Genomic DNA, 22,311 nt, shown 5'->3' on the forward strand with positions numbered 1-22,311 from the left:
GGATCACCTATCTGTGACCCCAGTGTGGTACCTAAAGGCGTTCTATTTTTTGTAGCGCTCAAACCAGGCCAGGGTATGTTCAATTTTGGCAATCATTCTTGAAGGTTTACCGGCTATACCATGCGGCGCACCTGGCACTCTGACCAGAACGGTATCCACCTTTTGTAGCTTCAACGCCTGATAAAACTGCTCTGACTCAGAAATGGGCGTACGCCTGTCCGCTTCACCGGTCATAATCAGCGATGGAGTTTTCACATTGCCCACCAGCGACAATGGCGAACGCTGCCAGTAGTGCTCAAGATTGTCCCAGGGCATACCAGGGAATTGATTGCGAATCTGACCAAGATAGCTGTCGGCAGTCAGTACCTTGCTGACCCAATTGATAACCGGTTTGGTAATGGCAGCGGCGTTAAATCTGTCGGTCAGGCCAATCGCATAGGCCGTGGCGATTCCCCCGGCAGAACCACCGGCAATAAACAGGTTGTTTTTATCAATAAACCCTTTGGCCAGCAGGGCATCGACGCCGGAATTATGGTCGGCAAAGTCTTCTTTGGAGCTGTATTTTCCATCCAGCAGCATGGCAAAACGTTCACCGTAAGACGTACTGCCTCTGTGGTTGGCATAAAACACCACATAACCCTCTGCCGCATAGCGCTGCAACTCTGCTGCAAAGTGCGGTCCATAAGCCAGATGTGGGCCACCATGAATTTCCAGTAACAACGGGTATTGCTGGGCCGGGTCAAACCCCGGCGGGGTAATGTACCAGCCCTGGATTTTTTCGCCGTCAAAGGACGAGGCATATTCAATCTCGTGGACCTGACCAAGTTCCTTGTGGCTGAGCAGATCATCGTTCAACGCGGTTAACTGGCGTTGTTTGCCCTTATACAGATACCCTAAATCGGCAGGACGCTGGGCGGTGCCGAGGGTAAAGGCAATGGCACCATTGTCCGCCAGACTGAAACGCCCGCTGATGTAAGGCCTTCCCAAGCTGGTACCTGATAACTCGTCAGTCAGTTCCTTGAGTTTACCCGCCAAACTCAACTCGGCCAGTTTACGCTTGCCGTTATCGTCATACTGTATCACCAGATTACGGCTGCCCTGCCACTGTACATCGTCCACAGACCGGTCCAGTTTATCGGTCAAGATCTTCGGCGAGTCCTCTCCCCATTTCAGCAATGCAACCCGGCTGGTGTTATAAGGAACAGGTTCATTCCCTTCTTGCAAATAAGTCAGATACTTACCGTCGGCACTGAACATCGGCTGGCGCTCACTGCCAGGCTGCTGAGTGACAGCGGTGATATTACCCGACTGTAAATCTACCTGATGAATGTCGGCTTCGCCGGTCTGGTACTCCCAATCGGGGTTAAAATTAGCGGAAAACAACAGGGCCTGGCCGTCCGGACGCCAGGCCAGCGGACCATAATGCTGAAATTCCCCCTGCGTCAGTTGTCTGGGGGTGCCACCACTGGCCGGAATAACAAAAACCTGTTTAAAAGCCGGCTCCAGTAAGCCACGTCCATCGGCCTGATAGCGGACCTTGTCAACAATAATAGGCTCTTCAGACCATTTGGCTCCCTTGGGCTTGCTGATTCGCTTCACTGATTTGGCATAATCAGACTTGCCCTGAGGTACATCCATGGTAAACGCCAGCCATTTACCATCAGGAGACCAGCTAATATCACTGACACCTTTTTGCAACTGAGTCAGTACCGCACTTTTATCTTCATCCAGCCAATAAAGGTGTAATTGTCTGCTGCCACTGGCATCTGACACATAGGCCAGTTTTTTTCCATCCGGTGACCAGCGAGGTTGGCTGTATTGGTGACCATCTGCCAGCAGGGGCACATTGCTTTGCTTATCGAGGTCAAATAACCATACACTGCTGCGATGGCCGTCGGTCATAATGTCATAACCACTGCGTACATAGGCAATATGTCCGCCATCGTGGCTTATCTGCACATCACTGGCATACTCCAGTTCGAAAATATCCTCGGCACTGAATTTGTTGTTTTGCGCCATAGACTGACTGGCCATCAGCATGGTCGCTAGCAGCAGGCTGGTTGTTTTTATCATATTTGAATCTCACAGGTTGCTTTGTTACTTACCATAAAAATAATTGTCCGGGTGAACAAGCCCCGACAGGTTCAAGGCTGCAGATTTCGCGCCCGGTAGCTAAGAGCGTGTTGACCTACTGAGTATGATTTTGCAGCAGTTTGTGAGCCCTTTATACAAGGCAGCGCGAACGCGGAGTAGTGATTCTACATGAGTGAGTAGAAGAGGCTGGATTTGCACAAAATCTATACTTAAAAGGTCAACAGGCTCTAATGCCTCGGCTTTATGCTTAGCCATCAGAAAATTCAAGCACTTGCACACCCAGACCGAGGATGATTACACTGGCAACACGACCCATTGGGCTTATCTTCCCTATGCCAGCATCCATATCCAGCCGCTGCCCGGAATGCGACCTTAAGGTGCATATCCCTGCCCTGGCGCATCGGCAGCGAGCCATCTGCCCGCGCTGCGGTTACATGCTGAGCCAGTATCGGCATCTGGCTACAGATAAAATACTGGCATTTAGCTTGGCGGGACTGTGTTTTCTGCTGGCGTCGCTGCCGTTTGATTTTATGATTTTCGATTTACGTGGCCAGTTTCAGGCCATGAGCATTCCACTTAGCATCAGTACTTTGGTTGATCAGGAGTATATGCTGTTAGCGGTGCTGCAGATCCTGGCCATTTATGTCGTCCCCGGCTGTATTTTACTCGGTCTGTGTTATCTGGCGGTATTTATCCGGGCAGAGCAATATCCACCCAGAGGAGCCTGGGTCAAAAAACTGATATTTACCCTGCTGCCCTGGAGCATGGCGGAGATATTCTTTATCGGCGCGCTGATTAGTCTGGTAAAGATGCAATCCATTGCCGATATTGAACTCGGCATGTCGTTCTACGCCTATTTACTCTTTACCCTTTGTCTGGTCACGGTGTTGCTGTATTTGGATGAATTTCAGCTCACCAGGCAACTTCGGCTGTTGGGTGAAAATCGCTGGCAATCGGCCAGACGCATCCCCCCTTGCAGGCATAAGACGGTACAGCGCACCTGGGCATTGCTGGCGGCATCGGTGATCTTATACATTCCTGCCAACCTATTCCCTATTATGACCACTATGCTGCTGGGCAAAGAGGATCCCAACACCATATTGGGTGGTGTTGTTACCTTATGGCGGGGTGGCTCTTATCCCATTGCCGTGATCATCTTTGTCGCCAGCCTGCTGATCCCCATCGCCAAACTGATTGTCCTGGCCTGGCTCAACTACAGTATCCAGCGTAACAGTCCTGGTTTACGTACCTGGCGCACCAGGTTATACCGTATTACCGACTTTATCGGCCGCTGGTCGATGATCGATGTATTCGTGGTGGCCATACTGGTCAGCCTGGTACAACTGGGTAATACCATGGCAGTGTACCCAGGCCCTGCAGCAATGGCTTTTTCAGGCGTAGTATTGCTCACCATGCTGGCGGCCAATAGTTTCGATGCAAGATTGATATGGAACCATCAACAAGATGACAGATAACAATATAGCGACCCAAGCCCGCGTAGAGCCGGTAACCAGTTGGTCTAAGGTCTGGCTTATCCCCCTGATAGCGCTGGGGGTTGGTGTGTGGATGGTTTATCAGCAACTCAGCCAGCAAGGCCCTGTGGTACAGATAGAGTTTCGTTCAGCCGAAGGCCTGGAGCCGGGAAAAACCAAAATTCGCGCCCGTGATGTCGAAGTCGGTCTGGTCAAGGAGATCACCCTGGCAAAAGATCTATCCAGTGTGATTGTCACCGCCAGAATGACCGCTGATGCCGATCCGCTGCTAACCCAGGACGCTAACTTCTGGGTGGTTACACCAAAAGTCAGCCTGAGCGGCATTTCAGGCTTGTCGACGCTATTGTCCGGCGCCTACATCAAATTGGAACCGGGCAACAGCCCCCAGCGTAGTGTCAGGTTCAAAGGGCTGGATACACCGCCGCTAACCCCGGCAGGCGCCCCGGGCTTACACCTGACTCTGTCCAGCGGACAGGATTTTGCCTATGCGGCTGGCGACCCGATTATTTATAAAGGGCTGGAAGTGGGGAAAATCGATCATGTGCACTTCAATGTGGCCGAGCGCACCGTGTATTACAATGCCTTTATCCAGGCGCCTTATAATAAACTGGTGACCAGCAACAGCAGGTTCTGGAACGCCAGTGGGGTTAAAATGGACCTTAGCGCAGAAGGGCTCAGTATTCAGGCCGGAAATTTACAAACACTGCTGACTAACGGCGTCACCTTTGGTGTACCGGCTCATTTACCGCAGGGCGAAGTGATTACCGAACGCACCTACTTTAAAGTTTACCCGGATTACGAGCAGGCCACTGCGCCTGATTTCCAGTACAGCCAGGAATACCTACTGTTGCTGGAAGATTCGGTCAAAGGGTTATTCCCCGGCGCCCCTGTCACCTACCGTGGACTGAATATAGGTAAAGTGCTGGCGGTCAATTTGCCCCTTGAGCAACAACCCGCTTACCTTGAACCTCAGTACCAGATCCCAGTACTGATTTCCCTTTATCCAGGTCAGATAGGCTTAAGTGACAACCTTGTGGGCAAACAAAAACTGGATGAAAAAATGGACCTGTGGATACAGGATGGACTGCACGCTTCACTTGGCAATGGCAATTTGTTAACCGGCAAACAGCTTATCGAACTGACTTACGCACCATCGTCGGCACGCCATAATGACCTGGTCAGTTTACAGAATTATCGGGTTATCCCCAGTGTTTCCGGTGAACTATCACAACTGACCGAGAAGTTCTCAGCGCTGCTGGATAAGTTTAACCATTTGCCCCTGCAGGAACTGGCTGAAAACGCCAGTGATATGCTGGGCACCAGTGCCCAGACCATGGTGGAGATACGCACTAGTTTACAGGCGATGCAGGGATTACTGGCGGAATTACAAGACAAGCAACTGGTTGAACAGCTAAGGGCCACGTTAGCCAGCTTGGAACAACTCGCGGCTGATTTTGCCGATGGTTCCACCAGCCAGGGGGAATTGCAACGTACCTTACAACAAATTCAGCGCACCCTGCAGCAAAGCCAGCCACTATTGCAACAGTTGAACCAAACCCCCAACAGTCTGATATTTTCAGGCCAGGGTGACGAGTCACAGCCCAGGGCGACAGGAGCCAATTAATGCGATTTTTAAGTTTGAGCATCGTCTTATTGATATCGGCCTGCAGCAGCGCGCCACCTGCTATTCAGTATTACTTGCTGGCACCCCCCGCGGCACCAACTATACAATCGGATAATCAATCAAAAACCATGCGTTTAAGCTTGTTACCACTGCCAGACTATTTACAGCAAGACGGCCTGGTAATGCGCACCACAACCGGACAATTACAGGTGTCCCGTCAACATCTGTGGGCGCAAAGTTTACAACGCAGCATGCCCATGACACTGGCTGATGCATTGAACGCTAAAGGCAAAACCAGATTTATCACCAGTGCAGAGCCACAGGTAAAGATGACCGAAGATGAGTTGAGAATACAGATTCGTCATTTGCTCATCGATCAGCAACAGGGGGTTGTGCTGCAGGCGCGCTACTGGCACCTAGACGGCAATGGACAAGTAAAAGACCAGCAAGACTTCTTTGCCAGTGCCCCCTTAGAGGCCGACGGATACCCTCATGCTGTTGCACAAATGCATGGGCTATTGGAAAAGTTGGCGCAACACATTCTCCAACAGCTTTGATACAATCGCCTTCGGACTGTTTAATCAATGGGGAAAGAGCAATGTCTGACCAGCAGCAACCCACCAATTTTTTGCAGGCGATGGCCGATGTCGTGCCGATAAAACACGATGACAAAGTGACCCATATTGGTCCCTCTTCAGCTACGCTGGCGCAGTCTCTGAAACGCCAGGCACTGGAAAAACAATTGCAGCAGGATGGCAACTACCTGAGTGTCGAGAAGGTCGAGCCCCTGGATCCTTACGATTTTCTCGATTACAAAAAAGACGGAGTGCAGGAAGGCGTGCACAAGAAACTGCGTCTCGGCCAATACCAGATTGATGAAGTACTGAACCTGCAAATGCAGCGCATTGAGTCAGCCCGGCACAATTTGTTTGAAACCCTGATGCAGGCACACCGTAGAGGCTTACGTACTCTGCTTATCCAGCACGGCCTGGGACTACACAGCAAACCTTTCCCGGCCTTATTGAAAAGCTATGTGAATCAGTGGTTGAGGCAAATTCCGGAAGTATTGGCCTTTCATACAGCGCAAAAATACCACGGCGGCCTGGCAGCCACCTACGTGCTACTGAAAAAAAGCGAACAACAGCGCCTGGTTAACCGTGAACGTCACCAGAAACGCTAATCTGCACCATTGCAGGTGCCGCATCGGCCCTGGCACCAAAGAATGCGGTGACGACCATAATGATCACCGCAAACAACACGCCTGCCAGGCCAAAACCTCTCGATGAGCGATTCATAAACTGTCTCTGTTATTATTTTTTCTGTCTACAAATCCTTGCTCGACTCAGCGTCTATCGCGGTACTTCCTTTTCCACCAAAACTAGCTAACAGCTGACTCTTATTTCGCATTCGGGTAATCGCGGATTACACTTAGTTACGAAACGGTACAAATACTAAACACAGTTTTTTTATTTAACAACAGCTTAAGTAAAAAAATATGAATAAATCGGGAAAAAGTCGGGATTTTTGCGCCCAACCTAGCTCAAACGCATCATTTCGGTAAAATTTTCTGCAAGATCAAAGCAAAAACGGACCCGAAGGTCCGTTTATTCATTTATCCTGCAAATACCCTGGCATTGCGGAATATGCGCATCCATGGGCTGTCTTCCTGCCAGTCATCCGGATGCCAGGAATTGGCCACGGTTCGGAACACGCGCTCCGGGTGTGGCATCATGATGGTTGCGCGGCCGTCCTTGCTGGTCAGGCCGGTGATCCCCTGTGGTGAACCATTGGGGTTGGCGGGATACTGCTCTGTCACCTTGCCGTAGTTATCCACATAACGTAGCACTGCGGTGTGATTGTCCACTACAGATTGCAAACCTGTCTGATTGGCAAACTCGGCACGGCCCTCACCATGCGACACGGCCACCGGCATTCTGGAGCCAGCCATGCCCTGCAGCAACACGGATTCCGACTGCATCACCTCGACCATAGAGAAGCGTGCTTCAAAACGTTCACTGCGGTTGGTAACAAAATGCGGCCATAAGTCAGCACCTGGGATCAGGCTCTTAAGATTGGACATCATCTGACAGCCGTTACACACCCCCAGCGAGAAGGTCTCGTTGCGGTGGAAGAAGCGCTGAAACTGCTCACGGGCCATATCATTAAACAGAATGGACTTGGCCCAGCCTTCACCGGCGCCCAGCACATCACCGTATGAGAAACCACCACAGGCGACCAGCCCCTGGAACTGCTCCAGGGTGATACGGCCAGCCAGGATGTCACTCATATGCACATCAATGGCATTAAACCCGGCGCGGCTGAAGGCTGCTGCCATTTCCACATGGGAGTTGACGCCCTGCTCACGCAGAATAGCCACCTTAGGCTGAATACCTTTAGCAATATAGGGCGCGGCCACATCTTCGTTCAGATCGAAACTCAGACTGGCATGCAGGCCTGGGTCTGCGTTATCGGTTTTAATCGCCAGTTCCTGCGCTGCACAATCTGGATTGTCACGCATAGACTGCATCTGGTGAGTAGTTTGTGCCCACAATCTGCGGTAATGGCTGCGGCTATTGGACAACACAATCTCACCGGCAAGGCTGAATTGCAGCTTATCGCCATCGATTGCCTGACCGATGTTATGCACCAGCTCAGTCAAACCATTGGCGGCAAAGACTTGCATCACCGCGTCCAGTTTATCCGCCGGCACCTGCAACACGGCGCCCAGTTCTTCGTTATACAGAGCTGACAGGGCGTCCCCCAAACCGTCCAGCTTAACGTCCACACCACAATGCCCAGCAAAAGCCATTTCTGCCAAGGTGGTAAACAGACCGCCGTCGGACCTGTCATGGTAGGCCCAAATCAGGCCCTGGCGGTTCAGACTTTGCACGGCATTAAAGAAGCCACGCAGCAATTCGGGGTTATCCAGATCCGGTGCGCTATTGCCAAGCTGACCGTATACCTGGGCCAGACAAGACGCGCCCAGACGGTTTTTACCGCCACCCAGATCAATCAGAATTAGCTGTGAAGCGCCCTTATCCAGAAGCAACTGCGGGGTTAAGGTACGACGCACATCTTCTACCCGGGCAAAGGCGGAAATCACCAGCGACAGAGGGGCTGTCACCGCCTTGTCCTGGCCATTGTCCTGCCAACGCATCTTCATCGACATACTGTCTTTGCCCACCGGAATGGTTAAGTCCAGGGCCGGACAAAGCTCTTCACCCACCGCTTTAACCGCTTCATACAAACCGGCATCCTCGCCTGGGTGACCGGCAGCGGCCATCCAGTTGGCCGATAACTTGATGCGTTTCAGTTCGCCGATATCCGCCGCAGCAATATTGGTAATCGCTTCCGCCACCGCCATACGCGCCGAGGCACCATGGCTCAGCAGCGCCACAGGAGTCCGTTCACCCATGGCCATGGCTTCGCCGTGATAGGTGTCATAACCGGCAGCAGTCACCGCCACATCCGCCACCGGGATCTGCCAGGGGCCAACCATCTGATCACGATTAACCAAACCCGTCACACTGCGATCGCCTATGGTGATCAGGAAGGTTTTTTCAGCAATAGTCGGCAATTGCAACAAGCGCTCAGCCGCTTCATCCAACTTTATCGTTGCGGTGTCAAATTCTGTCCCTGCGGCCTTGCTGGATTGCACATCGCGATGCATCTTGGGTGGTTTACCCAACAATACATCCAAAGGCAGATCCACCGGCTTGTTATCAAAATGACTGTCGGTCAGGGTCAGATGCGGCTCGGCAGTCGCTTCACCCACGACTGCGAAAGGCGCACGTTCACGTTCACAAATAGCCTCAAAACGTGCCAGGTTATGTGGTGCGACCGCCAGAACATAACGTTCCTGGGATTCATTACACCAAACCTGCAGAGGTGACATACCGGGTTCGTCATTAGGCACATTACGCAGCTCAAAACGTCCGCCGCGGCCGCCGTCATTGACCAGCTCAGGGAAAGCATTGGAAATACCGCCGGCGCCCACATCGTGAATAAACTGAATAGGGTTGTCTTCCCCAAGCTGCCAGCAGCGATCTATTACTTCCTGACAACGGCGTTCAATTTCCGGGTTGTCGCGCTGTACTGAGGCAAAATCCAGATCCTGGTTGGACTGGCCGGCCGCCATAGATGAGGCCGCACCACCACCCAACCCGATATTCATGGCCGGACCACCTAACACAATCAGCTTGGCCCCCACCGGGATCTCGGCTTTTTGCGTATGCTGGGCACGAATATTACCCAGACCACCGGCCAGCATAATAGGTTTGTGATAACCGCGAATCTCTTCGCCGTTGAAGCTGTTAACCTGCTGCTCGTAGGTACGGAAATAGCCAAGAATATTGGGTCGGCCAAATTCATTGTTAAATGCGGCGCCGCCAAGCGGGCCTTCAATCATAATATCCAGGGCACTGGCAATATGACCGGGCTTGCCAAAGTCCTGCTCCCAAGGCTGTTCATTGCCAGGCAAACGCAGGTTAGATACGGAAAAACCCACCAGACCGGCTTTAGGTTTTGCACCACGACCTGTGGCACCTTCATCCCGAATTTCACCACCGGAGCCGGTCGCAGCACCAGGGAATGGCGAAATAGCCGTTGGGTGGTTGTGGGTTTCCACTTTCATCAGAATATCGATACTTTCCTGATGATACTGATACTGGCCACTGGCAGGATCGGGGAAAAAACGTCCTGCTATCGATCCTTCCATTACCGCGGCGTTATCTTTGTAGGCCGAATGCACGTAGTCAGGGCAATGTTCAAAGGTGTTTTTGATCATTTTGAACAAGGACTTGGGCTGGGCAGCCCCATCAATGGTCCAGTCGGCATTAAATATCTTATGTCGACAATGCTCAGAGTTGGCCTGGGCAAACATATAGAGTTCGACGTCATTGGGGTTACGTCCCAGGCGTTCAAAGCTGCTGACCAGATAGTCAATTTCATCTTCTGCCAGGGCCAGTCCCATTTCAACGTTGGCTGTCTCAAGCGCACCACGACCATGGCCGAGAATATCCACACTGGTCATGGCAGCAGGTTGCTGCTCAATAAATAGCTGCTGGGCTTGTTGCAGATCAGCAAATGTAGATTCTGTCATTCTGTCATGCAGCATGGCAGCCACATCGGCTAATTTGCCCGTTGCCACCCCTTTTACATAATAGGCAATACCGCGCTCTAAGCGTTTGACCTTATTCAGACCGCAGTTGTGGGCAATATCGGTAGCTTTGGAGGACCAGGGAGAAATAGTACCAGGGCGTGGCACCACCAACACCAGTTCGCCGTCTGCTGCATGCTCTGCGACTTTGGGTCCATACACCAGCAAGCTGTTCAGCACTTCGGCTTCCTCGCTGGTCAGCGCCTGTGTTACCTGGGCAAAGTGCACATACTCTGCGTGCAGGTCGGTTACATCCAGCTGTTGTTCGGCCAACTGAGTCAGCAGCTTTTGGATTCGGAAGTCGGAAAGGGCTGGCGCACCGCGGAGGATCAGCATGTTTTAGTCACCCAAAGTTCAATGTTTAGGACTCATCTACGCTTAATATGGGCAGATGGCTCGGTCGTCAGGAATTTGCGCGGCGGATTATAGTAGAAAATCGCCCGTCTGATAAGCTTTGCTGTTATCAGCCCTTCATACCGGCATAGGCGCAAAAATCCCTTACATTATTCGGGCTTGGCTACATGGTTAGTTGCGCTTAAAGGCTGGCACCCAATGCACTTTTTGGTCACAATGGCGGCTTATGTATTTTCTACCTGTAGTTCATGGCAGTCGCAAAAAGAAGTAACCTTATCAGTAATCTTAAACACCTGACTTTAGTGCTAGGTGCTTTGTTGCTGCTTTCCTGCGACCGCGCCCCATCACAAAGTAGTTTGGGTCTGGTGCTGGAACGTGGGGTGCTGAAAGTAGGCACATTGTATGGACTCACCACCTACTATACAGGTCCGGGCGGCCCAGAAGGTTTTGAATACGAATTGGCCAAGGGTTTTGCTGACTATCTGGGGGTGAAACTGGAAATTTTTCCCTACTACAGCCTGAGTCAGTCTTTTTATCACCTTGAGCAACAGAATCTGGATTTACTGGCGGCGGAATTGACCGTCACCAGGCAACGCGCTGAGCATTTTCGCTTCGGCCCCCCCTATCAGCAAGTCAGTCAGAAGCTGGTGTTTAAGCAAGGCCAGCAGCGTCCGCGGGATGTCAGCGATCTCAGCGGAAGCCTGATTGTGGTGGCAGACAGCAGTCACACAGATACGTTAAACAGCCTAAAACAGCAATATCCTGCTTTGACCTGGCAGGAAAGCAGCGATATGGACTCTGAAGAGTTGATGGAAGCGGTTATCGCCGGGCAATATGACTACACGGTCACGGATTCGAATATCCTGGCACTGATGCGCCGTCGTCATCCAGAGTTGGCTATTGGCTTTACCCTGCAGGAACCGCAGCGGGTAGCCTGGGCCATGAGTAAGAAGCAGGACGACTCATTGTTTTCCGCCATGCTGGACTATTTTGGTAATTTGCAGCAATCCGGCCGATTGGCGGCACTGGAAGATAAATATTTCGGCCATGTACGGCAATTTAATTATGTGGATACCCGCCTGTTTATTCAAGCCGTGGATAATGTTCTGCCCAAGTACAGAAAGTGGTTTGAAGAACATGCAGGCAGTCTGGACTGGCAATTGCTGGCCGCCATGAGTTATCAGGAAAGCCATTGGGATCCCAAGGCCAAGTCGCCAACCGGAGTGCGCGGTATGATGATGCTGACCCTACCTACCGCCAAAGATCTTGGCGTAACATCCAGGCTGGATGCAGAGCAGAGTATTCGTGGTGGCTCCCAATATTTGCAGGAACTTATCCGGCGTATTCCGGATCGTATTCGCCACCCGGATCGCATCTGGTTTGCCTTGGCTGCTTATAACGTTGGTATGGGCCACCTTGAAGACGCCAGAATCCTCACCGAGCGTCAGGGCGCCAATCCGGATCTGTGGGTGGACGTGAAACTACGCCTGCCACTGCTACGCCAGAAAAAACACTATAAAACCACCCGTTATGGCTATGCCCGAGGTGACGAAGCGGTCACCTACGTTTCCAACATCCGCCGTTACTACGATACGCTGGTGTGGCTGGAAGAACAGCGCGAAAAACAACAGCCGCAAAGCCTGCCTGAATCTGATTCCATCGACGAAAAGTTACAATCTACCGATTGATTTGGAATTAATCGCCATCATATGCTGTCTACGCTTTAACAAAGCTGTCATATAGGTATGCGACAGTAAGATGAAGAAGTGATATGGAGGTATTATGCGTAAAAGAAGTGTATTTAAAGCCAGAAAGCCGGTGAGCTCAGGTCAGCGCCGCCGCCAGGTGTTGAAAAAAGTATTAAAGAAAGTGCAACTGCGCCGCCAGACCTTTCAATCCGCTGATATGCCCGTGGATATGGCACAAGCCTGCTAATCCTCTCTCGTCGATTTTTGCTGTTTTTCCGCTTTTTTCTGTGCACGGCGCCACTTAAAGAAATCAGACAATAGCGCACCACAAGGTTCGGCCAGTACGCCGCCGGTCACCTCAAGCTGATGATTCAAGCTCGGGTGGCGCACCAGATCCATCACCGAACCACAAGCTCCGGTTTTTAAGTCGGCGGCACCAAATACCAGGCGCTGAATACGGCTGTGCACCAGCAATCCGGCACACATTGGGCAAGGTTCCAGCGTCACATATAGGGTGGTATCCAACAATCGGTAATTGCCAATGGCTTGTCCGGCCTGGCGCACCGCCAGCATTTCTGCATGGGCAGAAGGGTCGTGGCTGCCAATCGGCCGATTCCAGCCCTGCCCCACTATCTGATCATTTCTGACCAAAATGGCACCGACCGGGATCTCGTTCTCCTGCCAGGCTTGCTTGGCCAGTTCCAGGGCCCTGGACATCCACATCTCATCAGTCACTATAAAAACATCCGTCAGGTTGGTGAATCTGGCTATCAATTGGTTTGAACGGCCACTTTTATTTCTATTAAATCCAGCACTATTTTTTAATCACATGAATTATAAAGCATTTTTGATTGGCTAACTATTTGCAAAACAAGTTAGGATATTTCCCAAACAAGTGTAAGGATTAACTATGAATTTGACTGCTGTGGCCATTGTCGCCATCGTTTGCTGGGCATTGGTTGAACTGGTGAATTCCAGACATAAGAAGGCCCCGAAGCTTAACGAGAATGAATTAAACAACCTTAAGCAGGAAGTCACTACTTTACGGGAAAGAATTCAGACATTGGAAAAAATTGTCACTGATGATAACTACGATTTAAAACGACAGTTCGACAACCTTAAATAGCCAAATGGTTGGCATGCTTATTTTGTGACGGTCAATGCCAGTGACGAAGGCCTGGACCTGAACAGTCATCTTGCCCAACTAGCGGAATTGAAACAGACATAAAAAAGCCCATAAAAACATGGGCTTTTTTATCAATTTATTGACGGCCTGTGCAAGCCTTCACCTAACCTTTGTCATTCCCACTCAATAGTGGCTGGTGGCTTACCGGAGATATCATAAACCACACGGGAAATCCCATCGATTTCATTGATAATACGGTTAGACACCTTACCGAGGAAATCATACGGCAGATGCGCCCAGTGGGCGGTCATAAAGTCGATGGTTTCGACCGCGCGCAGAGAGACTACCCAGTCGTATTTACGTGCATCGCCCATAACCCCAACCGAGCGCACCGGCAGGAATACGGTAAAGGCCTGGCTGACTTTGTTGTACAAGTCGGCTTTATGCAGCTCTTCGATAAAGATGGCGTCGGCGCGGCGCAGCAGATCGCAATATTCTTTTTTCACTTCGCCCAGTACACGTACACCTAAGCCTGGTCCAGGGAAGGGGTGGCGATACAGCATATCGTAAGGCAAGCCAAGCTCCAGGCCGACCTTGCGCACTTCGTCTTTAAACAGTTCACGCAATGGTTCCACCAGTCCCAGCTCCATATCGTCGGGTAAACCGCCGACATTATGGTGAGACTTGATCACATGCGCTTTACCTGTGGCAGAGCCTGCCGATTCGATCACATCCGGGTAAATGGTGCCCTGCGCCAGCCATTTGGCATTGGCACGTTTGGAGGCTTGCTCGTCAAACACTTCTACAAACACACGTCCAATCACTTTACGTTTGGCTTCTGGATCTTCGACTCCGGCAAGCTCACCAAGGAAACGTTGTTCGGCATCCACCTTGACGATGTTCAGGCCAAAATGATCGCCAAACATATCCATCACCTGCTGGCCTTCGTTTAAACGCAGTAAGCCATTGTCGACAAATACGCAGGTTAGATTTTTACCAATAGCGCGATGCAGCAGCATGGCGGTAACAGACGAGTCCACACCGCCGGACAAGCCGAGAATCACCTCATCGTCCCCAACCTGGGCACGAATACGCTCAACCGCATCTTCGATAATAGAGGCCGGTGTCCAGAGTTTCTCACAGCCGCAGATATCCAGCACAAAATGCTCCAGCAAACGCTGGCCCTGACGGGTGTGGGTGACTTCAGGGTGGAACTGCACGCCATAGAAACGCTTTTCCTCGTTGGCCATGGCCGCAAAGGGGCAGCTCTCGGTACTGGCCAGGGTAGCAAAACCATCGGGTATGGCGCTGACTTTGTCACCGTGGCTCATCCAAACATCCAGCAGTGCATTGCCGCCTGTGCTGATATGGTCCTCAATTTTGTCCAACAAGGGCGAAGACTTAAGCACTTCAACCTGGGCATAGCCGAACTCACGGATATTAGAGCCCTGCACCTTTCCGCCCAGTTGTTCGGCCATGGTCTGCATACCATAACAGATACCAAATACCGGTACCCCGGCATTAAATACATAATCAGGCGCACGTGGTGAGCCCGCTTCGGTGACCGACTCCGGGCCACCAGACAGGATAATCCCCTGTGGATTGAATTCACGGATTTGCGCTTCTGTGACATCCCACGCCCACAGTTCACAATATACGCCGATTTCACGGATACGACGGGCAATAAGCTGGGTGTACTGAGAACCAAAGTCCAGGATCAATATGCGATGGTCATGAATATTTACAGTCATGGATTTCCCATTTGAGTGTGTCTGCGGCCAGGCCGCGCTGAAGAATCAAGGGGAGCTGCCCTGCTCCCCCGTTTAATCTGTCTGTGAATTAGCCTAAGCGGTAGTTAGGTGCTTCTTTGGTAATAGTCACATCGTGCACATGCGACTCGCCCATGCCTGCCGACGTCACCCGCACAAATTTGGCTTTGGTACGCAGCTCTTCAATGGTGGCACAGCCGGTCAGGCCCATGGCGCTGCGCAGTCCACCCATCTGCTGGTGAACGATAGTGGCAATCGGGCCTTTATAAGCCACACGACCTTCGATACCTTCAGGTACCAGCTTCTCAGCGTTTTTGCTGTCCTGGAAATAACGGTCAGAGGAACCATGGCTTTGATTCATCGCCCCCAGTGAGCCCATACCGCGATAGGACTTATAGTAGCGGCCCTGATACAGTTCCACTTCACCCGGTGCTTCTTCCGTACCGGCCAACATACTGCCTACCATCACACAACTGGCACCGGCCGCCAGGGCTTTGGCGATATCACCGGAAAAGCGAATACCGCCGTCGGCGATCACCGGGATATCCGTGCCTTTTAACCCTTCGACCGCATCTGAAACAGCGGTTATTTGCGGCACGCCGCAACCTGTCACGATACGGGTAGTACAGATAGAGCCAGGGCCAATCCCTACTTTTACCGCATCCACACCGGCGTCGGCCAGGGCTTTGGCACCTTCTGACGTCGCCACATTACCAGCAATAATTTGCAGTTCAGGATAATCGGCGCGCACTTTCTTAACCCGATCAATTACCCCCTGGGAATGACCGTGAGAGGTATCAATCAGCAATACATCCACACCGGCCTCTACCAACAACTTGATGCGCTCATCGGTGCCGGCACCCACGCTGACGGCAGCCCCAACGCGCAACCGCCCAAGGGCATCTTTACAGGCATTTGGCTTACTTTCGGCTTTCTGGAAATCTTTTACGGTAATCAGGCCCTTAAGTTTAAAGGCGTTGTCCACCACCAGAATTTTCTCAATGCGGTGTTCATGCATCAATCCCAGCACTTCTTCGGAGCTTGCGCCTTCTTTAACTGTCACCAGACGTTCTTTGGGGGTCATGACATTGGCAATCGGCAGGCTAAGATTGTTCTCGAAACGCAGGTCGCGACCTGTCACTATGCCCACCAGATTATTGTCTCTGTCAACAACCGGAAAGCCCGAATAGCCATGCTGCTTGCTCAGCGCATTGATTTCCCCTATGGTGGCATCCGGTGTCACCGTCATTGGATCAGACACCACGCCACTTTCGTATTTTTTCACCTGGCGCACATGACTGGCCTGATCTTCAGCGGTCATATTCTTGTGAATAAAACCAATGCCACCTTCCTGGGCCAAAGCAATAGCTAAACGAGCCTCACTGACGGTGTCCATTGCGGCAGAAATCATCGGGATATTCAGTTCAACACCACGGGTTAAGCGGGTCTTTAAACTGGCAGTATGAGGAAGGACGGTAGAATGACCTGGGACTAACAAAACATCATCGAAAGTCAGGGCTTCTTTTTCGATTCTGAGCATCGCAACAACACCTTTAGAATGAGGATTTAGTTGCGGCGCAATTGTAGCTGTTTTGCCCTTTAGGGTAAACTTGTTTTCTTGCCGCCGGATAAGTTTTTTTATGTCATCAAGTACTCAACAAATCTACACCGTCAGCCACCTGAACCGTTTTGCCCGTCAAGTACTGGAAAGTGAGATTGGGATTATCTGGGTGCGGGCAGAGATATCCAATTTTGTTGCGGCCAGCTCAGGGCACTGGTATTTCACCCTTAAAGATGAGCGTGCTCAGGTACGTGCTGCCATGTTTAAAAACGCCAATCGGCGGGTCAGCATGCGCCCACGGGAAGGCGATAGGGTGCTGGTGCGTGCCAGTATCAGTCTGTATGAGCCACGAGGTGATTATCAGTTAATTGTCGAGCATATGGAGCCAGAGGGCGAGGGCTTATTAAAGCAGCAATTTGAACAGCTTAAACGCAAGCTGTTGACTGAAGGGTTGTTCGATCAGAGTCATAAACGCCCCCTGCCCCAGCCGATTCTTAAAGTCGGTGTGATCACCTCGCCAACCGGCGCAGCCATGCACGACATACTCACGGTGCTGAAAAGACGTAACCCGGCCATTGAAGTCGTTCTTTACCCCAGTCAGGTGCAAGGTGAAGCAGCGCCAATGCAGTTAATCCGCGCTATCGAGCTTGCTAATCTACGCGCCGAAGTGGACATATTAATTGTCGGTCGCGGTGGTGGCTCGTTGGAAGACCTGTGGTGTTTTAACGACGAGCGCCTGGCCCGCTGTATTTATGCCTCCAGATTGCAGGTTATCAGTGCCGTGGGCCATGAGGTTGATGTCAGCATTGCTGATTTTGTTGCTGATCTGCGTGCCCCTACCCCCTCCGCAGCGGCTGAGCTGGTCAGTCAGGACAAAGACGAGCTGCAAAATCGCGTTAACCAGTTGGCCATTCGGTTACGCCAGCGTCTGACGGCCTTAATGGAGACAAAAGCCTACAGCCAGCAGTTGCTGGAAAGCCGCCTGGCCCGCCATCATCCGCAAGCCCGTTTGCACCAGCAAGCACAACAACTGGACAGACTGGCGGATACCCTGACCTTCTTTTTACAACGTCACTTATCTAAAACACAGGAAAGATTACAAACACTGGAAAGTCGTCTGATGCACTACTCACCCGCTCAGCAGCTTACCGGACAAACACAGCAACTGCATTATCTGCAGCAAAGTCTGATCCGCAATATGCAACAGTTACTGATAAGCAAGGGTCAGCGTCTGGCCGCAAACGGCCACTTACTGGATACGGTGAGCCCCCTTGCCACGCTCGCAAGGGGTTACAGTATCAGCCTCATAGGCGATAAGGTGGTTAAAACCCTTGGCGACATTAAACAAGGCGATCAGTTAACCACTAAACTGGCTGATGGTACTATTATCAGCGAGGTCAAAGGTCTGGAGTCCAACGGCCACTGACCTGTGTTATCCAGGCCTGAAGCACAGTAATACGCTCCGTCTGAATCGCGTTAGTGGCTATGGTTGTAACGGTACTCTAAGGTGAGTCACAAACACCTTGTCATCAGCAAAAACCAGTTGGTAAAGATCGCCGTAATTGGACTCATCCATCTGCACGTCACCTCCACCCAGCAGTGCCAGTAACTCAGGTGTGGTGTTACTGTGCCCCACTACCAGTGCGTTCTGTCTGTGTTGTTTCAGGGTGGCAGCCAATGTCGCCAACTGGCCCGGCGGGTAGCTTTGCACTTCGATTCCCTTTTGCCCGGCAAGGGCAGCAACGGTTTGCTGGGTACGGCGGTAATCGGTACTGTAGATAGCGGTCAGTGGTACCGCAGACAGCATTTGTGCCAGGTTGTCAGCACGTTGTAATCCGTCGACAGTCAGTGCCGGATCCTTACCCTGCTCCAGTTGTTTTTCGCCGTGGCGAATTAAATACACAGTGAAGTCATTCGCCAGGGCAACATCAACCTGTAACAGGCCGACCAATAGCAATAAGACCAGGCGCATCACGACTTCTTCTTATGAAAAGTCATCAGGCGTTTGCGTTTGCGTTCCTGAGCCAGGGTCAATTGATTTTTCTTACCTTCAAAGGGGTTAGCCCCTTCACGAAACTCAATGCGAATCGGCGTGCCCATCACCTTCAGAGACTTTCTGAAATAGTTCATCAGATACCGCTTATAGGCATCGGGCAAATCCTGCACCTGATTACCGTGGATAACGATCACCGGTGGATTATATCCCCCCGCATGGGCGTATTTCATTTTTACCCGGCGACCGCGAATCAACGGCGGTTGATGGTCAGCCTGGGCCATTTCCATAATGCGGGTCAAAATAGAGGTGTTAATTCTGCGGGTGGCAGAATCATAGGCTTCCTGCACCGACTCAAACAGGTTGCCCACCCCGGAGCCGTGCAACGCCGAAATAAAATGCAGACGAGCAAAATCAATGAAACCCAAACGTCTGTCCAACTCCCGCTTGATATCATCTTTTACCGACACATCCAGGCCGTCCCATTTATTCACGGCCAGCACCAAAGATCGACCTGAATTAAGCACAAAACCCAGCAGGCTGAGATCCTGATCGGTGATCCCTTCTCTGGCGTCAATCACCATCAGTACCACGTTGGCTTCTTCAATGGCTTGCAGCGTTTTAACGATGGAGAACTTTTCCACCATGTCTGAGACTTTTTTACGCCTGCGCACGCCGGCTGTGTCTATCAACACATAGTCTCGCTCGTCACGCTGCATGGGAATAAAGATGCTGTCTCTAGTGGTACCGGGCTGATCGAACACCACCACCCGCTCTTCACCCAGAATACGGTTGGTCAGTGTCGATTTACCCACATTGGGTTTACCGACAATGGCCAGTTTAATTGGCAGGCTCTGCAGTTTCTCAAGCTGTGCTTCTGCATCCAGCTCTTCCTGGGCCACATCTGGCTCTTCTATCAGCATATCAGGAAACTGTTCGGATAAGGGTTTGACCAAATTATCCAACAATTGCCCGACGCCACGGCCGTGAGCCGCGGCAATCTGATGCACATCACCCAGTGCCAGACGATAAAACTCCGCCACTTCACTATCACCATCAATGCCGTCAACTTTATTGGCAACAAGGTGTACTGGCTTATTCTGCATGCGCAGATGACGGGCAATAGCTTCGTCGGCCACCGTCAAACCAGCCCGGGCATCCAGCAGAAACATCACCACATCGGCTTCTTCAATTGCCAGCAGCGATTGTTGCGCCATTTCTGCATCAATCCCTTGCTCATCGCCACTGATCCCGCCGGTATCTACCACAATAAACTGCAGCCCCTCGCACTTAGCCTGGCCGTATTTACGGTCACGGGTCAGTCCAGGAAAGTCCGCCACCAGGGCGTCCCGGCTGCGGGTTAATCGGTTAAACAGGGTGGACTTACCGACGTTGGGTCGTCCCACCAAAGCTACAACAGGTAACATAAAGATGATTTCCTACTTGCCAAACCGCCCGGCGGTATATGGCGATACGAGCCGCTATTGCGGCGCAAAAGATCATTAAACACAAAAACGGCCCTTAATCGGGCCGCTATTCTATCAGGTTTCAGGCCAGATGCTTCAGGGTGTTTGCACTGCCCGTAACTGGCCGTCGCGAGTCAGAGTATAGAGTACTTTTCCATCCACCACAGGGGCGGCAAAAATACCTTCGTCTTCGTCGTCACCACCCACATCCAAACGCGCGACCAGCTTGCCATCAGACTGATTAAACCAATGCAGGAAGCCATATTTATCACCGGCAACCAGGTAATCGCCCACAGGCTCTGCCGCCGTCAGCAGGCGACCTCGCAAGCTGTTCTGGCTCCACAACTCTACACCGTTGCGGCGGTCCAGACCGTAAACCACACTGTCTGCGTCCACCACATACAGGTTGTTAGCGTCCATGGTAATACGACGGTAAGACCGATAATCACGCTTCCAGATCACCCGTCCACTACGCAGCTCTACAGCGGCCAAGGTGCCATCGAAAGACACCACATAGATAACTCCACCCAAAATCAGCGGCTCGATATCAATGTCAACTAAGCGATCCAGCTCTGTGGCACCGGTTGGTGCAGTAATGGCTTGTTCCCAGGCAATCTGACCGTTTTCCATAATCACCACGGCCAGCTTACCCGATGCCGTACCGACCATGGCACCGCCCGCTGACGCAGTGGGAGCTGAAATACCGCGTAACGACAGCGGCGGTACTTCCGATTCATATAGCCATTGCTGTTCACCGGACTCTGCATCCAGCGCAAACATAATGCCAGCGCCGGTATTAACGATTACCAGGCCATCCGCCACTGCAGGCTTGGCCAGCACTTCCCCCTTAACCTTGGCCTGCCAAAGGGTTTCACCGGTATTGATATCCAGCGCGATCACATCGCCGTTTTCGGTGCCAAAGTATACCTTCTCGTAAGATGCAGCCATGCCACCAGCGATTCGCGCCGCTTCACCAGAGCGCCATAATCTGGCAATACCGGAAAACCAGCCGTCATCACTGAAACGGGCAAAATCACGTTGCCACAGCTGTTTGCCGCTTGCCTGATCAAAAGCAATGACTTCACCATGGCGATCAGCAGCAAAAACTTTGTCGTATGCAACCGCAGGTTTAAGGCGGGAAAAATGCCCACCAACGCCACCACCGACGTCTTGTTGCCACAGGGTGGTAGGAACAAATTGCGCATCAATAGGTTTGAGCTGTTTGATTTTCAGCTCTTCCTCATCAGCGAACCAGGTTGTTGGATCCATCCATTGCGGCACTATGGAGCACCCAGACAGTCCCAACACCGAAAGCAAACACAGCGCCTGAATTGGCTTTTTCACCCCGATACTCCTCATACGCTGGCAACGGCTGGCAGATTATCCAGTTTCATCTTCAGCAAATTGTTGCTGCTCACTTCCAAGGCTGCGCTGTAGGCTGCTCTGGCTTTGTCAAGATTACCCTGCTTCAGATGAATGTCACCTTTCAGCTCCTGCACCTGGGCTTTGAAACTATCCTCGGCAATACCATCCAGAGCACTCATTGCTTCGGTGTATTGCTCAAGCTGCAATTGCACGCGGGCAAGACGTAACTTAGCGACAGCGGCAATGGCCGGCACCTTGGCTTTAGAGGCGGCAAACTCCAGTTGTTTGGCTGCTTCATTTAAATCGTCACGGCTCACGGCCTGATGGGCAAGCTGCATCGCCGCCAGCAGCGCATAATTATTGTCCGGGTTGGCCTTAACATACTCCAGCGCCTTGCTGAATCCCTGTTCATCGGTTTCCAGGCCTTGCATGGCTTGCTGATATTGATTGGACGCTTCGTCCATACCGGCAATACGCTGCTCATTGTAATAACGCCAGCCCCACAGGCCCCCCAAACCGATTACCGCACCGAGGATGATGGCGGTACCGTTTTCTTTCCAGAATTTTTTAATGGCTTCGACTTGTTGTTCTTCGGTACTGTAGATTTCCATCCCGTTCCC

At 51.7% G+C, this 22,311-nt stretch carries 18 protein-coding genes; 8 read left to right on the forward strand and 10 right to left on the reverse strand.

Annotated features, from left to right (window positions below; all coding sequences use genetic code 11):
* Positions 1-42 precede the first annotated feature (42 nt).
* Complete coding sequence (locus ABD028_RS17490) at positions 43-2,073, reverse strand: S9 family peptidase (RefSeq protein ID WP_343846607.1); 2,031 nt, start codon at positions 2,071-2,073, stop codon at positions 43-45.
* Between the two features lie 353 nt (positions 2,074-2,426).
* Between ABD028_RS17490 and ABD028_RS17495 the strand changes: the two genes are divergently transcribed.
* Genes ABD028_RS17495 through smrA form a run of 4 tightly spaced genes read left to right on the forward strand, consistent with a single transcriptional unit; the run spans position 2,427 to position 6,391 of the window.
* Positions 2,427-3,569 (forward strand): paraquat-inducible protein A, encoded by a 1,143-nt coding sequence (locus ABD028_RS17495; protein WP_102795786.1) that lies wholly within the window; start codon positions 2,427-2,429, stop codon positions 3,567-3,569.
* Positions 3,559-5,211: an intermembrane transport protein PqiB gene (gene pqiB, locus ABD028_RS17500; protein WP_343846609.1), complete on the forward strand. Its 1,653-nt coding sequence runs from the start codon at positions 3,559-3,561 to the stop codon at positions 5,209-5,211. Before ABD028_RS17495 ends, pqiB begins: the two co-directional genes overlap by 11 nt.
* A complete protein-coding gene (locus ABD028_RS17505) occupies positions 5,211-5,768 on the forward strand; it encodes a PqiC family protein (RefSeq protein WP_343846611.1) in 558 nt (185 codons plus the stop codon). The genes pqiB and ABD028_RS17505 overlap by 1 nt, the downstream gene beginning before the upstream one ends.
* Before the next feature lie 41 nt (positions 5,769-5,809).
* Entirely contained in the window at positions 5,810-6,391 is a 582-nt protein-coding gene (gene smrA / locus ABD028_RS17510) for a DNA endonuclease SmrA (RefSeq protein WP_343846613.1), read from the forward strand.
* Here the strand turns inward: smrA and ABD028_RS17515 are convergent.
* The gene (locus tag ABD028_RS17515) at positions 6,363-6,506 is read right to left on the reverse strand and encodes a hypothetical protein (protein WP_172449283.1); all 144 of its coding nucleotides are present in this window, start codon (positions 6,504-6,506) and stop codon (positions 6,363-6,365) included. The two genes, smrA and ABD028_RS17515, sit on opposite strands and share 29 nt — an antisense overlap.
* 317 nt (positions 6,507-6,823) lie before the next feature.
* Complete coding sequence (gene purL, locus ABD028_RS17520; protein WP_343846614.1) at positions 6,824-10,705, reverse strand: phosphoribosylformylglycinamidine synthase; 3,882 nt, start codon at positions 10,703-10,705, stop codon at positions 6,824-6,826.
* A gap of 266 nt (positions 10,706-10,971) precedes the next feature.
* Here purL and mltF point away from each other — a divergent pair, with 266 nt between their 5' ends.
* Both mltF and ABD028_RS17530 read left to right on the forward strand, forming a co-directional pair.
* Positions 10,972-12,411 carry a membrane-bound lytic murein transglycosylase MltF gene (gene mltF / locus ABD028_RS17525; protein WP_343846616.1) on the forward strand — a complete coding sequence of 480 codons (1,440 nt, stop codon included), beginning with the start codon at positions 10,972-10,974 and terminating at the stop codon, positions 12,409-12,411.
* A 94-nt stretch (positions 12,412-12,505) separates the two neighbouring features.
* The gene (locus ABD028_RS17530; protein WP_172449284.1) at positions 12,506-12,658 is read left to right on the forward strand and encodes a hypothetical protein; all 153 of its coding nucleotides are present in this window, start codon (positions 12,506-12,508) and stop codon (positions 12,656-12,658) included.
* Here ABD028_RS17530 and tadA read toward each other — a convergent pair.
* Entirely contained in the window at positions 12,655-13,134 is a 480-nt protein-coding gene (gene tadA, locus ABD028_RS17535) for a tRNA adenosine(34) deaminase TadA (protein ID WP_343846673.1), read from the reverse strand. The genes ABD028_RS17530 and tadA overlap by 4 nt on opposite strands.
* A 187-nt stretch (positions 13,135-13,321) precedes the next feature.
* Between tadA and ABD028_RS17540 the strand changes: the two genes are divergently transcribed.
* Positions 13,322-13,537, forward strand: a complete 216-nt coding sequence (locus tag ABD028_RS17540) for a hypothetical protein (protein ID WP_343846617.1) — start codon at positions 13,322-13,324, stop codon at positions 13,535-13,537.
* Positions 13,538-13,710: 173 nt separating this feature from the next.
* Here ABD028_RS17540 and guaA read toward each other — a convergent pair whose 3' ends face one another.
* Both guaA and guaB read right to left on the reverse strand, forming a co-directional pair.
* Positions 13,711-15,288: a glutamine-hydrolyzing GMP synthase gene (gene guaA / locus ABD028_RS17545; RefSeq protein ID WP_343846618.1), complete on the reverse strand. Its 1,578-nt coding sequence runs from the start codon at positions 15,286-15,288 to the stop codon at positions 13,711-13,713.
* 88 nt (positions 15,289-15,376) lie between these two features.
* Positions 15,377-16,846 carry an IMP dehydrogenase gene (gene guaB, locus ABD028_RS17550; RefSeq protein ID WP_343846620.1) on the reverse strand — a complete coding sequence of 490 codons (1,470 nt, stop codon included), beginning with the start codon at positions 16,844-16,846 and terminating at the stop codon, positions 15,377-15,379.
* A gap of 100 nt (positions 16,847-16,946) precedes the next feature.
* On the opposite strand from guaB, the gene xseA reads away from it, so the two are divergent.
* Positions 16,947-18,293: an exodeoxyribonuclease VII large subunit gene (gene xseA, locus ABD028_RS17555; protein ID WP_343846622.1), complete on the forward strand. Its 1,347-nt coding sequence runs from the start codon at positions 16,947-16,949 to the stop codon at positions 18,291-18,293.
* 57 nt (positions 18,294-18,350) lie between these two features.
* On the opposite strand, the gene ABD028_RS17560 is transcribed toward xseA, so the two are convergent.
* The 4 genes from ABD028_RS17560 to ABD028_RS17575 all read right to left on the reverse strand — a co-directional run bounded on the left by ABD028_RS17560 (position 18,351) and on the right by ABD028_RS17575 (position 22,302).
* Positions 18,351-18,839 carry a histidine phosphatase family protein gene (locus ABD028_RS17560; RefSeq protein WP_343846624.1) on the reverse strand — a complete coding sequence of 163 codons (489 nt, stop codon included), beginning with the start codon at positions 18,837-18,839 and terminating at the stop codon, positions 18,351-18,353.
* Positions 18,839-20,287: a ribosome biogenesis GTPase Der gene (gene der, locus ABD028_RS17565; RefSeq protein ID WP_102795802.1), complete on the reverse strand. Its 1,449-nt coding sequence runs from the start codon at positions 20,285-20,287 to the stop codon at positions 18,839-18,841. Before der ends, ABD028_RS17560 begins: the two co-directional genes overlap by 1 nt.
* Before the next feature lie 135 nt (positions 20,288-20,422).
* Positions 20,423-21,670 (reverse strand): outer membrane protein assembly factor BamB, encoded by a 1,248-nt coding sequence (gene bamB, locus ABD028_RS17570; protein ID WP_425542130.1) that lies wholly within the window; start codon positions 21,668-21,670, stop codon positions 20,423-20,425.
* Positions 21,671-21,681: 11 nt separating this feature from the next.
* On the reverse strand, positions 21,682-22,302 hold the full coding sequence (locus tag ABD028_RS17575; RefSeq protein WP_102795803.1) for a YfgM family protein: 621 nt from the start codon (positions 22,300-22,302) through the stop codon (positions 21,682-21,684).
* Positions 22,303-22,311: the final 9 nt, after the last annotated feature.

Source organism: Bowmanella denitrificans (genome assembly GCF_039522935.1).
Lineage (GTDB): Bacteria > Pseudomonadota > Gammaproteobacteria > Enterobacterales > Alteromonadaceae > Bowmanella > Bowmanella denitrificans.